The sequence below is a fragment of the [Flexibacter] sp. ATCC 35208 genome (genome assembly GCF_001975825.1).
In the GTDB taxonomy this organism is placed as follows: Bacteria; Bacteroidota; Bacteroidia; order Chitinophagales; family Chitinophagaceae; genus Chitinophaga.
This window is the reverse complement of the sequence record NZ_MTKN01000066.1, coordinates 1-14,133: the sequence shown is the minus strand read 5'-3', so window position 1 is coordinate 14,133 and position 14,133 is coordinate 1. Positions and strand designations below refer to the sequence as shown.

The 14,133-nt window shown below is 39.6% G+C and carries 14 protein-coding genes, 1 tRNA gene and 1 pseudogene; 5 read left to right on the top strand and 11 right to left on the bottom strand.

Annotated elements, in window-relative coordinates:
• Positions 1-127: 127 nt before the first annotated feature.
• The 3 genes from BW716_RS28900 to BW716_RS28890 all read right to left on the bottom strand — a co-directional run bounded on the left by BW716_RS28900 (position 128) and on the right by BW716_RS28890 (position 2,079).
• Positions 128-721 (bottom strand): pentapeptide repeat-containing protein, encoded by a 594-nt coding sequence (locus tag BW716_RS28900; RefSeq protein WP_083729546.1) that lies wholly within the window; start codon positions 719-721, stop codon positions 128-130.
• A 225-nt stretch (positions 722-946) separates the two neighbouring features.
• A complete protein-coding gene (locus tag BW716_RS28895; RefSeq protein ID WP_179091315.1) occupies positions 947-1,564 on the bottom strand; it encodes a CPBP family intramembrane glutamic endopeptidase in 618 nt (205 codons plus the stop codon).
• Positions 1,565-1,791: 227 nt separating this feature from the next.
• Positions 1,792-2,079 (bottom strand): putative quinol monooxygenase, encoded by a 288-nt coding sequence (locus BW716_RS28890; protein WP_083729544.1) that lies wholly within the window; start codon positions 2,077-2,079, stop codon positions 1,792-1,794.
• A gap of 116 nt (positions 2,080-2,195) precedes the next feature.
• Here BW716_RS28890 and modA point away from each other — a divergent pair, with 116 nt between their 5' ends.
• Genes modA through BW716_RS28875 form a run of 3 tightly spaced genes read left to right on the top strand, consistent with a single transcriptional unit; the run spans position 2,196 to position 4,576 of the window.
• Complete coding sequence (modA, locus tag BW716_RS28885) at positions 2,196-2,933, top strand: molybdate ABC transporter substrate-binding protein (protein WP_083729543.1); 738 nt, start codon at positions 2,196-2,198, stop codon at positions 2,931-2,933.
• On the top strand, positions 2,930-3,592 hold the full coding sequence (gene modB / locus BW716_RS28880) for a molybdate ABC transporter permease subunit (RefSeq protein WP_083729542.1): 663 nt from the start codon (positions 2,930-2,932) through the stop codon (positions 3,590-3,592). The genes modA and modB overlap by 4 nt, the downstream gene beginning before the upstream one ends.
• 54 nt (positions 3,593-3,646) lie before the next feature.
• Positions 3,647-4,576, top strand: coding sequence for an ABC transporter ATP-binding protein (locus BW716_RS28875; RefSeq protein ID WP_083729541.1), 930 nt, complete (start codon positions 3,647-3,649; stop codon positions 4,574-4,576).
• 47 nt (positions 4,577-4,623) lie between these two features.
• Here the strand turns inward: BW716_RS28875 and BW716_RS28870 are convergent, their stop codons facing one another.
• Together BW716_RS28870 and BW716_RS28865 are read right to left on the bottom strand one after the other, a co-directional pair.
• On the bottom strand, positions 4,624-5,520 hold the full coding sequence (locus tag BW716_RS28870) for a hypothetical protein (protein WP_083729540.1): 897 nt from the start codon (positions 5,518-5,520) through the stop codon (positions 4,624-4,626).
• A gap of 464 nt (positions 5,521-5,984) precedes the next feature.
• A complete protein-coding gene (locus BW716_RS28865; RefSeq protein WP_083729539.1) occupies positions 5,985-6,536 on the bottom strand; it encodes a hypothetical protein in 552 nt (183 codons plus the stop codon).
• Between the two features lie 595 nt (positions 6,537-7,131).
• Between BW716_RS28865 and BW716_RS28860 the strand changes: the two genes are divergently transcribed.
• Both BW716_RS28860 and BW716_RS28855 read left to right on the top strand, forming a co-directional pair.
• Positions 7,132-7,389 (top strand): hypothetical protein, encoded by a 258-nt coding sequence (locus BW716_RS28860; RefSeq protein WP_083729538.1) that lies wholly within the window; start codon positions 7,132-7,134, stop codon positions 7,387-7,389.
• Positions 7,390-7,833: 444 nt separating this feature from the next.
• Positions 7,834-7,907 (top strand) — tRNA-Asp (locus BW716_RS28855).
• A gap of 175 nt (positions 7,908-8,082) precedes the next feature.
• On the opposite strand, the gene BW716_RS28850 is transcribed toward BW716_RS28855, so the two are convergent.
• From BW716_RS28850 to BW716_RS28825, 6 genes and pseudogenes are all read right to left on the bottom strand, one after another.
• Positions 8,083-8,763, bottom strand: a complete 681-nt coding sequence (locus tag BW716_RS28850) for an HNH endonuclease (RefSeq protein WP_083729537.1) — start codon at positions 8,761-8,763, stop codon at positions 8,083-8,085.
• Between the two features lie 5 nt (positions 8,764-8,768).
• The gene (locus BW716_RS28845) at positions 8,769-10,043 is read right to left on the bottom strand and encodes an AAA family ATPase (RefSeq protein WP_083729536.1); all 1,275 of its coding nucleotides are present in this window, start codon (positions 10,041-10,043) and stop codon (positions 8,769-8,771) included.
• A 221-nt stretch (positions 10,044-10,264) separates the two neighbouring features.
• Positions 10,265-11,391 (bottom strand): annotated as a pseudogene (locus BW716_RS28840) (IS3 family transposase).
• Between the two features lie 80 nt (positions 11,392-11,471).
• Positions 11,472-11,753, bottom strand: coding sequence for a helix-turn-helix domain-containing protein (locus BW716_RS28835; RefSeq protein ID WP_083729535.1), 282 nt, complete (start codon positions 11,751-11,753; stop codon positions 11,472-11,474).
• A 641-nt stretch (positions 11,754-12,394) separates the two neighbouring features.
• Positions 12,395-13,504 carry an HNH endonuclease gene (locus BW716_RS28830; RefSeq protein WP_220388858.1) on the bottom strand — a complete coding sequence of 370 codons (1,110 nt, stop codon included), beginning with the start codon at positions 13,502-13,504 and terminating at the stop codon, positions 12,395-12,397.
• 173 nt (positions 13,505-13,677) lie between these two features.
• Positions 13,678-14,115: a PDDEXK nuclease domain-containing protein gene (locus tag BW716_RS28825; RefSeq protein ID WP_255373911.1), complete on the bottom strand. Its 438-nt coding sequence runs from the start codon at positions 14,113-14,115 to the stop codon at positions 13,678-13,680.
• Positions 14,116-14,133 lie beyond the last annotated feature (18 nt).

Genomic DNA, 14,133 nt, shown 5'->3' with positions numbered 1-14,133 from the left:
ACGATAGGAATAAATTCCCCCGATAATCAAGCCAATGGGGCCACCGAGATAACTAAAGTTGTGCATAGAGCCAACAGCAACAAAGTTTACAATATGCTTCACGGTATCAGGAATGCCCCCCAAGATCTTAATCAATATCCAATTGATATTTGTAGAGCAATGCTTCTAATTGAAAGAGATTGAACTTTGCTTTCTTCATCTTATTAAACTCAGGTTCGATGGAGAAATTCAGTGCTCCCCTGAAGTCAGCCTTTTCAAGGTTGGTATTGGAGAATCTGGTGAGCGTGAGATCTGATTGGGTGAATTTACATTCGGAGAGGTCGGCATCTGAAAAATCAGCTTCCTTCAGACTGCATTCTATAAAAGGAGTCTTCTTCAGGTTTCTGCCTAAAAATATAGCGTAGTTCAGGTTACATTTTTCAAATTTAAACGAGAACTGCAACTTGCTGCATAGCGCAAAGTTCACACCGAGCAATTTGCATTCGGTAAATGTAATACTTCTGAACCCGGTATTTTTCACTACTGCCATAGAAAAATCGCAGCCATCAAAAGTGCAGTCTTCAAAGGTGGTATTGGAGAGATCGCAGTTACTGAAAATGCATTTATCGAATTTGCATTTGTAGAACTCCCAATTTTTTAGTGGCGTTTCTGTAAAGTCTATTGCCGTGAATTCCTGTCTTTCGTAAAATTTTTCTTCTTTGTCGTCCCATGTATTTTTCATGGTGTTAAGGTAAAATAAAAAAGGGGCTTTTTGATCAGAGAAAGGCGCTTTTTTGTTTTAACGGACTATAGGCATTGTATATAATTTGTGCCGGTGATATCTGTTAAGGCACTGAATCCTCCTCAGGGTGGGATTAGGAAAGTCTTACAGGTTGGATATATACGATAAAATGAGTATCTTGAAAAGATGATTCCTCATTAGAGTTGATGGGTACCACGACCAAATTCAGACCACTTTAGCTCTTTTTTGAATTAGCATGCACCCTGCTACAAACACGATTATTGCCAATACACACACTACTAAATATAACGGCAAACCTAACAACCCTAAATAATCCTGCTGTGCCTTTGGCAGGAATAAGAACAATACAAACGTGGTATTACTTACCGCATGTATAATAATTCCGGGTATTACAGACCTTGTTTTATAATACATCCATCCTAAGAATAAACCAGCAAAGAAAGCAGGTAAAGACTGCCATGGATTAAGATGGATCAATGCAAAAAACAATGCTGAATATACGATTGCTTTGCGGGGAGGATAATTTTGTAATAAGCCCTTTAACACAATTCCACGACAAAGTGTTTCTTCCAATATAGGCGCAGCAACGGATATCATGATGATGGAGAAGATATCATTCTTAAAAAGGTCATCAAAGAATTTAGCAACGCTATCGGGCATAGGTACCAGCGAGGATACCCGTTCCAATCCTACCGTTAATGCTATTGTGCTGATGATTAATACTGGAATCAACCAAAGCTGTATCTTATTAAAACCCAATTCAAATGATTCTGGCTGTTTTTTCTTACTCAGTTTTGCAGCATACCAGATGGTTGCGATCATAGCCGCTGTATAAGAAATAAGATTTATGAGAGATTTGGTTAACGGGTCTACAGGGGTCCTGGAAAATCCCACATAAAAGCCACCTATTAATCCGATTATGATCATGAATAATAGCAGCATCAGAAACAGCTTCAAAAGGGATTTTAATTCGGGGTATGCTTGATGATCCATGCTACTAATATAGTAAAATTTTGAACCCCACGTCTGCCATGGGGTTCAAAGTACATTTAATTGATCAGGGTCAGGATATCGATAGTGATTTCAGCTTTTCCTGCTATATTTTCCACCAGTTCTTTGAAGTGAGCAGTGGAATTATGGAAATCGATAGCTGCCTGAGATTTCCATTCTTCAAGAATGACTATTATGTCAGGATTTGAGACATGTGCTGTCACGTCATAGTATATATTTCCTTCTTCGGCCCTTGACAGTTCGGCACATTTCACAATGCTGGCTAATACTGCTTCTTTTGTGGCAGGAGTGACTTTAAATTTCGCAACAATTTTTAAACTTTTCATTCTTCTGATGTTTCTTTGCGCTTATTGCGCAAAATGTATGCTACAATATAAGCTATCGTATTCTTTTTTTCAATGGTAACTATCGATATTAGCGATAAGTATTTGTAAATTTAAGTATGAAACTGAGATTGCTCCTACTCGTCTGCGCGTTCTTCCTTAGTTTAGGAGGGCAGGCACAAAATAAGATTATAGTGGCTGTCGCGGCTAATATGCAATATACCATTGAGGCTTTAAAGACGGCCTTTAATAAGGTGAATAAGACTGAAATTGAGGTGGTATCAGGCGCTTCGGGGAAGTTAACCCAGCAGATCATTGCAGGGGCTCCTTTTGATATTTTTATTTCTGCGGATACGGCATTTCCTGCCAGGGTACAGGCTGCTGGTTTGGCAGTGGTGCCACCAAGGACTTATGCACAGGGGATCCTTGTACTATGGACGACCTTACCTGGGGTAACCCCGGATATGCGGTTGCTAAGTGCTGACAAGGTTCATCATATTGCTATTGCGAATCCGGCAACAGCACCTTATGGTGCAGCGACCATGGTTATTCTTAAGAAATACGGGCTGATTCATTCAGTGGAGGGGAAACTGGTGACGGGAGAGAGTATTACGCAGGCAAGTCAGTTTATTGCTTCAGGGAATGCGGAAGTTGGGTTTACGGCGAAGTCTATTGTGATATCTGATGCGATGAAGGGAAAAGGTAAATGGATGGAGGTGAAGCGGCAGGATTATCCTCCTATTATACAGGCGGCGGTATTATTGAAAGACAATGTGGCAGCGAGGCAGTTTTATGACTTTCTTTACTCGGCGCAGGCAAAGAAAATATTTGAGCAATTCGGATATATTGTACAATGATAGAGGCAGCACCTATAATTTTGACATTGCAGCTGGCACTGTTTACAACGATTATTTTATTCTTTATTGCTATTCCCATAGCGTGGTGGTTGACACAAAAGCCTTCTATCTTTAAAACGGTGATGGAGGTGGTGGTAAGTATGCCGTTGGTATTGCCGCCTTCTGTGATTGGGTTTTATTTGTTGATGGCTTTCAGACCGGAGGCGTTTTTGGCGAAGTATATGCATGTAAGGCTGGCGTTTTCATTTGAGGGGTTGTTGATAGGGTCTTTGTTGTATAGTTTGCCTTTTATGGTGCATCCGATACAGTCGGGGTTGGCTTCATTGCCGGAGAGTTTGAGGGAGGCGGCATATTCGTTGGGGAAGTCGAAATGGGAGACGTTGAGAAGGGTGTTGTTGCCGAATATCAGGTCGTCTTTATTGACGGGAGTTATTTTGACGTTTGCGCATACGGTGGGGGAGTTTGGGATTGTGTTGATGGTGGGGGGGAATATTCCGGGGAGGACCAGGACGGCGGCGATTGCGATTTATGATTTGAATGATACGTTTCATTATAGGGAGGCGAATATGTATGCGGTGGTGTTGATAGGGATTTCGTTTGTGGTGTTGTTGGGAATGTATTTGGTGAATAGGAGAATGAGGAGGAGTGATTATTTTTAGTGTTGTTCCAGAGGTGTTTATTTAGCGAGGATAGCATAGATCAATCATTTTACTATGGTAAAAGTATCGTTGCAAAAGCATTTACATACTGCTGATGGAGAGTTACTACTTCATCTGGATATGGCATTGGAGAAAGGAGAGTTTGTGAGTTTATATGGCCCTTCAGGCGCTGGTAAAACGAGTATATTGCGTATGCTGGCGGGGTTTATGCAACCGGATAGAGGGAGTGTCAGTGTGGAGGGAGCACTGTGGTTTGATAGTAGTCGTAAAATAAACGTGCGTCCGCAGCGGAGGAATGCCGGCATGGTGTTTCAGGATTATGCGTTGTTCCCGAATATGACTGTGCAAGAGAATATAGCTTTTGCTTTGAAAAAAAACGAGTCTACGGGAATAGTAGATGAATTGCTGGAAGTAACAGGGTTGACAAAGCTGGCATTGAGGAAGCCACAGGCGCTTTCCGGCGGACAAAAGCAACGGGTAGCACTGGCGAGGGCGATTGCACAAAGGCCAAAGCTGTTATTATTGGATGAGCCTTTGTCGGCGATTGACAGGGAGCTGCGGCTGTCGTTGCAGGAGACTTTGCAGGAGGTGCATAGAAAATATCATTTGACGACTATTATGGTGAGTCATGATGTGGAAGAGATTGTGAAGTTATCGGACAAGGTGATACATATTGCAAATGGCGGTGGTGTGGAGTATGCTTCTCCGGCTGCGTTTTTTGATTTGCGGAAGGGGAATATGGCGGAAGTGCAACAAGGAAATGTGGTGGATGCTTACCAAGGGAATATGTCAGACGTGCTCCAAGAGAATATGTCGGATATACACAAAGGGAACGTGGTAAATGCGCACCAAGAGATTATGTCGGATATACACCAGGGGAATGTGGTGGATGTGCGAAAGGAAGGAAATCAAACATATGTAACAGTATTGGTGGAAAATAGTGGTTTGAATGTGGGGGATAAGGTGACGTTTGAACGGGAATAATGAATTTTCATAAGCTTCAAAATACGTGAAATACGTAGTTTGTCATATCAATCAGATTTCTTCTTCATCATCTCCTCATACTGTTTATAATCCGAATACCGTTCCTCCCTCCTGCTATTCAATTTTAGATAAATCCTCTTCTGCTGGTTATCAAGTATCACATTGAAATGATTCAACAACTGGTTTCCCAATAGTGTACATCTTCCCTGCGGCTTTGCCGGATCAGCAGGATTCGTTACAATATCTTTGAAACGTACCCCTCCTACTTCCGCATCCAACCGGACAATCTTTTTACCATTAAGCATTTGTAATTCATGTAATTGAGCCCAATTCCCATTTTGTCCTGTAAAGTCCTCTCCTATCAGCATCGTGCCATCTCTACCTGTATCAAATAACGTCCAGAATGTATAGTGCTGCCCGTTATGGTAAAATGAAACTTCCAGCTTCGGCCGGTTCTGTTCATAAATAACAGGTTGACTGGTATAATCCTTTGCTTTAGCGGGTAGATGATCCTGCACAATGAGAATATTTAAATCATAATCCAGTTCGATAATTTTATTTAAGAACAGCCCATTACCAACAATCAGGTCTTCATTTGGTCTCATATTACCGACTTCTGCAAATGGCAGATCATCCCAATGGGAATGCCCAATTGATAATTTGTTCTTTGTACTATGCCTGACCTCATTCACCCCTTCTGTATTGTTCACAGTTATCTTACTGTCAAAATTCACCCCCAGCCGGTTAGATGACTGCTTATTCACACATTGGGTGCCAGCCCCCAGGTCCAATTCAATTTTTACATTACTGGTATCATTGAGTTTACCACTCAAAAGCACCTTCGCTCCTGCTAAAGTAAAAGGAATAGTATCTGATAAGGATTGAGCGACAAGACATTGTAGTTGCAATAATAACAAAGCAGTAATGATGATGATCCTGGTCATGGTTAAACTGTTTATATATATTAGTTCCGTTTCAGTAAAAAAGGTTGCACTTGGGGGGAAGTTTTTTTGCTCACCTTCACATATACTATTTTATATACACAAACGAAACAATGAAGAAAACCATTACCCTCAGATCTATGCTACCTGGTTTGTGTAGCGTTTAAATCAGTCACTTTGCATTTGTACAAGATCGTGACGGCTGGCAGGCCGACGGTAATTTTGGCGTTGCCCGGGACTCTTGGCTGTAAGCAGGGGCATTTCTACTTTTTGTGGTGATTGCACGACAGGTGTTCGATATAGCAGCGGCAGGAACGTGGACCTGAGGTGGAGGTGGAATATGGAGATTTTTGCGGGAATTAAAAATGTTTGGGGAATGAGCGGGGGACAGGGCTTGCCTGCAAATGCAAAGTATGTTTCTTTTTAATTGGATTCACTTGTATATATTTCGTTTGGCGGGATGGGGGTTATTCTCTTTGGGTGAAGGGGGTATTTTTCGAAGGCATTGTTATTTGTGCAATATATCGGGAGGCATTTAATACAGGTATTTCCTCTTCCTGTATGTCGATGATTTCTCCGGCTCCATTTATAATAATTAATGTCCCAATTCCGGGAATGCAAATCTTTTCATCAGCGGTAAAAATACCGGTACCGATTATCTTTCTGGTGGAGAAATCAATCCGTACAGCAATGATCTTGCCTTCTTCTGTATATTTATTATTTGTAAAGCGGTACCCTTTGATGGCTTTTATGTCCTGACCTCCTGAGGGAATAAGTCGTTTTGTCAACCGGTTCACGTGACCGCCATCGCAGGTGAAATCCAGGAGGGGAACAATGGCTTTCCTGATGAAAGCGGCGATAGAGCTGGCCATACCGAAGCGTTGAGCAGCACGTTTGGTACCGGGGGATTGACACACCTTTTCGGGGATACATCGAATATAAGAGCCCGTTTTGCGCTTTACCCCGATCATTTTATTGAGCCGGCCGCTAAAGGTGATGATGGAAGTTTGTTTTGCCATAGAAATATATTAAGTGAGAGATAAAGGTAAGGATCAAGCGGGAAGGTGTTTTTAGGCGGAATTAGCGGATTTCTAATGGTTATTTGGCTTACTGTTCTATTTTTAATTGGCGAAAGAAGAAGCTATTGAAAATGACTAATAGCGGTCAAAGGCAGATTGGATATTTTCGAATTTTATGGCAAATATTCCTGCATATCGGTTGAATATTCTGAAGCAGGATGCGAATAATCAGCTTGAATTTCTATTTGTGGATATAAGGTAGGAATACCTATGGTGGGGATTGAGATTCCCTATAGGAGCAATTTATAATCAACAGCGCTTTGTGGTGAATGCACCTGGCTGGAGCCAATTATTAACGGCCGAATTTAAAAAGCTCATGCGATGTTATTAGGGACTATGCTGGGATGATGTTGTTGTGGGGTGTATGGGCGAAGCTTGATTTTAAGATGGCTGTGTCGATTATTAGTTTTTACTGGTTGGGACAGGTGCGAACGTATTTTTTCCCGATACGGCTTTGGTGGATCCGGCGTTTGCAAAGGAGTTGCCGCCGTATTTATAGTGACAGGAGTTGGGTATCCATTTGTATCTTTCTTTCATGGAAAAACAAACAACGTTTCAACAATTTGCTGACCGGGTAGTAACGTTACTATCTGCTGATGATGTTGTGGTCGGGTTGGCAGCTGGGTGCTCATGGATTGGTGGTCAGCGGGATGAATATTCTGATATTGATTTTGTATTGGTGACGAGGGAGGCGATTGGAGGGAATAAGGAAATGATGATGGGGTATGCGAGCGGTTTGGGCATTTGCTCAATGCGTTTACAGGGGAGCATGTGGGTGAGCCAAGGCTGTTAATTTGTTTGTATGATGCGCCTTTGCTGCATGTGGTGAGGTTGTATAGGCAGTTGAGGGAAGAGATGTATGGTGCGGAGGTGGAGTTGCGGAGGGCGAGTGAGGAGCGGGTGATGGCTTATTTTGATTCGATATATTGATAATTAAGGACTTCAGATTTTTTCTGAAGTTTTTTTTTGTTCTTTTTTTTACTGCGTAGAAAGACTGCGCAGCGCGGTGGTAATTTTGTTTCATCAACGGGAGAGGAAATGAAAGATGGAATCTCCTGAGGATTTAACCCCGAAGTTTAAGTTATCTTATCTTATTTTGTTTGTTACCTCATTTTTGAAGGTTGTAGCGGAAGCATTTGTAGCAAAAGGCGCAGATGGCTATGACTGGATAATGTTAGCCCCAAAAGCATCCATTGTATTGTTTATGCCCCGGGAGGTACCCGAAGTATCTCTCAACGGACTGGTAGTTCAGTTGGTTAGAATTGTGGATTGTCGATCCATCGGTCGCGGGTTCGAGTCCCGTCCGGTCCGCTAAGAAAGGGACAAATTATCGAAAGATGATTTGTCCCTTTCTTATTACCTGTATTGCCCGGCAGGTCGGGAAATGGGATCAAGTTGAATTGTTGGGGGATTAATAAAAATTTACTTTCGGGGTTCGAAATGCCACATTTTTGCGATCATAGATGATTCCTTCAGGAAACATGGGTTACAAACGATCCACACTCGTAGTTCGACAATTTGCATATGTTCCGTTAAAATGTTGAATTAAGGCATCCTGAACTTCAGGATAATTTTCAAAAGTTTTCATCCAAACATACCAGAATCCAATACTGGTAGCTTGAAAAATAATATCTGTAAGATAGTTTTCGACTTGGTCTTCATAATGTTTTAATGCTCGTTTTGCTATCATTAGTGCATGTCTTCTCGCATCATATCTATCATCTTGGTCCTGTCGAAGTGGATGGAATTTACCCCTATTAAGCCCCAAAAGCTCTACGACCTGAAGAGCTCTATTATGAGCTAAAGCATTAAATTCATCCGCTTCAATTGTTCCATCGTTGTTAATTATAAAACAGTTCCAAGTATTTTGAAATTGGGGTAGAAGAATATTACCGGGAGCAACATTTGTGTCGCTTTTAGCTAAATTGCAATTTTTACAAGCAAGTAAAAAATTAGCCCAACTATGCTCTAAGTTCGAATTGAAACGCACACATTGAATATGCTCAATTTCCAGATTGACCATGGGAATAACACGATCGCAATAATTGCAGAAGTAATAAGGTTCATTTCCAAAGTTCTCTAATAATTTAGGCTTAGCCAAATTATGAGGAACATATTGAGCAACAACCTGATTTTGCCCTACTTGCCATTTTTCTACTGGTCTCATTCTATTTATTTGATGTTTGCCTTCCTTTCAGATTTCAACAAAGCAACATAAGCTGGTTCTGATGAAAATTCAGATTCGATTTCATCCAATTGCTTTTGAACAGCGTCCGGAATGATGCCTTGCTTATAATTTTGAAGAATTGAATAATAGGTATCTGCAGCATCAAGCATTTGCTTATATTTTTCACTCCGGATGGGATTGTCAACGTGCATCTCATTCTCGGTTATATCCTCTATTCCTTTTTTATAATAGTCAACTTCCATATCCTTACCTTGTAAGTCAATCAATTCACTATTGTTTAAGCTCTGAATTATAAATGGAGAATGTGTAGTTGCAATAAACTGGAGATTGGGGAAAGCTTTTTTAAAAGATTCGACTATTGTTCTTTGCCAGGATGGATGCAAATGGAGATCGATTTCATCAATTAGAATTACTCCTTTGGATTTTTCCGCTGCATATAATCCAAAATGACTATTTAATGTATAGCATCGATATGCAAGATCAGCTGCCATTGCAATTACATTTCTATAGCCATCACTTAATTCATTCCACTCAATTCTACTTATTCCTCCCTGAGATATTTTATTCAGTATAATTGAATCTAATTTAACGTCATATTCAATTTTTTCGCCCTCTTGCAAAAAGCAGGATGTAATTGCTTTAACCAAAACTAATGCCTCGTCCTTTATCTGGGTCTGTAGTTCTGTAAGCGTTCTAGTCTTCATCCACGAGGTAAATACTGCTGAACTATGGATTGGTTCAATTGCACTTTGATATGCATCGAATTTCGAAGAGAGAGGTATTGTTTTAACAACTTTACGCTTTTCCGTCCACAATCTTCCCGTACCATAATAATTAAATACCGGCAAGCTAATTTTCGCTCCTTGCCTTGCTTCATTTTGAAGAGATGCGGCAATGTTAACAAGCTTATTAGTGTCTTTATCCCTCCTTGTATTCCCTCTCATACTTAAGACACTTCTCTGCCAAGTTAGAATTTCCTCATCTTCTCCTATTGATGCACTCAATTCAATTTCACAAGGTAATTGATACTCTCGGCTCTCTGCAAAAGTATTTCTTCTTACATCTTTATATAAAATAGTCTTAGCATATACATCATCGATTCCTAAAAAAAAACTTCCTATACCAATTGAAATGGCATCCAGTACTGCAGTTTTGCCAGTTGCATTATTGCCGATTAAAACATTAAAATGGCCATTCAGATCCCAATTTTTCTCGGGGAAGCATCTGAAATTCTTTATCCTTAAATTCTTTATATTCATAACATCAGCGTCTTTCTGTTATTTTGATAAACCTTAATACAAGCATTAAATATTAAAAAATAATATCATATTCCATGTACATTTGTCTTTTCAGAGCATTGTCAATTTATGGTGTACCCAATTGTTAGGACCAGCAGTTGGTATTTCTTCGCTTTGAGAGGTGCCAATTGATTGGATGAGTTTACTCATCTAAGCAATTGGTACAAGCCCCCGGCAGGGGATCAGGCGGCGATCTGCGTGTAAAGCATTTCAGGAGTTTTATATCCCAGCGATTGATGTAATAGCTCTTTGTTATAAAAATTGAAATACTCGCTCAAGCCTTTATACAAACTTACTCCGTCTTCATAAACATTCAAATAAATATTTTCATATTTCACACTCCGCCACAATCTTTCCACAAAAATGTTGTCGAGGGCACGTCCTCTTCCATCCATACTGATCTGTATTTCGTGACCTTTGAGTGGCCCTGTAAAAACTTCACTTGTGAACTGGCTTCCTTGATCCGTATTAAAGATTTCAGGTTGCCCGTTTAGCCTTATAGCCTCTTCAACAACATATTTACACCATTCGGCTGTCATTGGATTTACTTATACCCCAATTCAAAACACAACGGGTATATAAATCTATTACTGCACACAAATACATAAAGCCTTTCCGCATTGGGAAATAAGTGATATCCGTAGCCCAAACCTGATTCGCCTTTGTTATTTTTAATCCTTTTAGTAAATATGGATAAATCTTATGTGCTACATTGGGCGCACTCGTATTGGGTTCCTGGTATAGCGCTTCCCACCCTATCAGCTCCATTAAGCTCTTTACACGTTTCCGGTTAACATGATAGCCCATTTCTTCTAAAAAGGCCGTTAAGCGCCTTACACCGTAAAATGAAGTTTTGTAATATTGCTCATCAAGTAGACGCATGATTACCAGGTTCTCTGCCGTTTCTGTTACAGGCTTATAATACAACCCGCTACGATGTATGCCTAATAAACGACATTGTTGACGCATACTTAACCCTGAATGACCAGGATCAATCATATCTCTACGTAACGATACTGATTTCAACGCAACTTTTTTTCAAAAAATCATTCTCTACCTTTAATTGACCGATCTGGGCATAAAGCTTTTCCAGCTGGTCTTCTTGTTGTTCTGTATTGGAGAAGGCTCCATCGGTTTCAAATGCACTAGCCAGTTTCGCAGCCACTTCTCTTTTCCATGTATTGATTTGAGTAGGATGCAACTCATACTTACGCGCCAGCTCTTCCATAGTGCTGCGCTCCTTAAGGGCTTCTAACACGACCTTCGCTTTGAAGTCTCCACTAAATTTACGTCTGCTCTTTTTTGTCATTCTGTAGGCAATTTAAGATTAAAATTTTTTATCTTAACTGCCGGTCCTTTTTTCGGGGTCAATTATAATTTATCATATTATTAATCAAAACCTTCGGAGAAAAATTCTCTAGGGGACATCTCCAACCCGTCTATTATTTTTAATAGAGTCCGCATTCTGATGTCATCAAAATTACCAGCTTCATATTTGGACATTCCAGCCCTTGATATTTCAATGTCATAAGCAAACAGTTCATACGACTTGAAGCCCTTGGCTTTACGAACCTTTTTTATGCGCTTACTTATTTGCTCTAAGAAACCATCATGATCAAAATGACCAAGTGCAGCTCTTTTCCTCTCAGCTTTCTTTTTGCCTTTTTCCATATTGCAATTGACATATCTGATGTGTAGTTAACTTCTTATAATATGTATATTATAATAGTTATAATATTGTATACATATTGCCATTTTTTGAAAACCTTGCCAAAAAAAGGTTAATACAAGCAGTAAGTAAGTATGTCCATTTCATTCTCTAGCTGTACCAACCTCGAACCTTTCGCATACTATATTCGCTCCTTTTAACCTAACCACCCCCTAAATCCATCCAATCCTGCATAATTTGGTTCGAGGTTCCGATACCTGGGGCCGCAAGTAATGTAAACATCTTCAAGTCAATATCTTGGAGATGTTTTTTATTTCCCGCAGATATTAACCTTAGCATTTAAAAGATTGAATTATATACACTTAGATAGTTCAAAACTTCTTCCTAATAACCAGCTAAAAAACTGGATGGTTTAGCAAAATATTAAAGGCTTTTAGATTAATAATCTGAAGCCTTTTGGCGTTTGGGGGGTGGAGATAGAATTGGGCTGTTTTGCAAATCTATAGAATAGTTTTATATCTATAGAGAATTCCTAAGTTAAAAGCTTCATATCCCAGATACTAATACCGAAATGATTCCTGTCCAGTAACAGATCAATCTGAGTTCCTATCCAAACTACATAGTTATGCTTGAATTATCTCTATCACTTCTTCCTAAGCACCTCAGCCAGCTTCGCCATTGTTAACCATGGCCTCTTCCTATGCACCATCCGATGACAATTAGAGCAAAGCAACGCTATTTCCTCAGGTTTGCTCTTATACCCGGGTACCATCTCACTCACTGGCTTCGTATGATGCCCTTCAATAAAGTCCTTTCCACAATCACCATAATGCTCTTCAAAATCAAATGAACAGATCTGGCAGATCAATTTTCCATGTTGGGCTTTAAAATTGCTCTTCGCCAGTTCTACAAGCCAGGGATCTCGCTCCCTCACTTTGTGAAGCCTTTCTATCATTACCCCCTCCGGAAAATCTCTCGTTAATTCAATCTGGCTATCACCTTCTTCAAAATTTAATATCCAGAATTTTCGTTCAACACCAAAAGAACCTGTTGAACGGGAATTAATATTTAATGAAGCACAATATTCCTGATATTTTTCATCAAGCAATGTATCTGCAACTGGGTCGTTACCCAAAAGCCTACTGATTGCGGGATTAGTCTCCCTTCCGTCAATTTGATTGTTAGCATGCAGTTCCAGGTTGTTGTTGATATAACCAATGAATCTGCTTGGGGCAAATTTCAACTTACCCCCAAAATTATATGCCACAAAACAAATACCTTTTTGAATAAGATCAAGTGTTTTCTGTCTTTCATTATCTCCTGCCAGATAACTTTCAACTGTCTGTATATTAACTATCAACTGTTCAAGGTTATTAATAAGCAAAAGATAACTCGCTTTTTGAGTATATCGATCATAGATATCCCGCATTGCAAGCATATTTACTTGTTGCGGCCCTTCATAGTATTGAATATGCTGCATCAAAGCAAATAGTGGTTTACGAAGATATGCTTCGCCATAATCTTTCAACATATTGGAAAAAAAATATTCCATAGAAGCAGTATTCAGTGTTCTATAAAATAGTTCTCCATTCATTAAACATCTAAAATTGGAAATATAATCCTGCGCAGAATTTATATTCATCTGCTCATTTTTAGAAAGCAATTTCGCACCCTCAGATTTCTTCAATTTGCCATCATACACATCCCTGGAAATCTTGTACGCAAGCGGAATTAATGTTGTAGGGATTTTCATTATAGCTTTTTTATTTTTTACATATCCTGGTCCCGCAATCCACCACAATTACCAATCCCAACAGGCTATCGCTTTGATCGCCTTATTAAACGCTAAGCTTGAAATCATTGTCATAAAAAAAGGTAATATGGCATAGAGTCCCAATGCCGATCTAAAAACACATCAATAAAACGCTATTCTCTATTTCTATCTAATTCAAACTTAATCCTATCTTCTTCAATTATTTGTCTTAACTCATTCTCATCGGGAAGATAAAGACGATATTTACTGGCAAACAACTTTTCATTCTCTGCCATTACTGAATATTTAACAATCGTTTCATCCTTCTCTGTGCAAAGAATGATACCAATCGTAGGATTATCATCATCCCGCTTTTTCAAATCGTTATACATCCTCACATACATATCCATCTGACCAATGACCTCATGAGTAAGTTTATGCGTTTTTAACTCAAGTAATACAAAGCATTTCAAATAATAATTATAGAAAACCAGATCAATGTAAAAATCAGAAGTATCAGTAACAATATGCTGTTGCCGAGCCACAAATGCAAATCCCTTACCAAGCTCCATTAGAAATTGTTGCAGATGGCTAATAAGTGCAGTTTCAATTTTAGAACATGTTTAAAA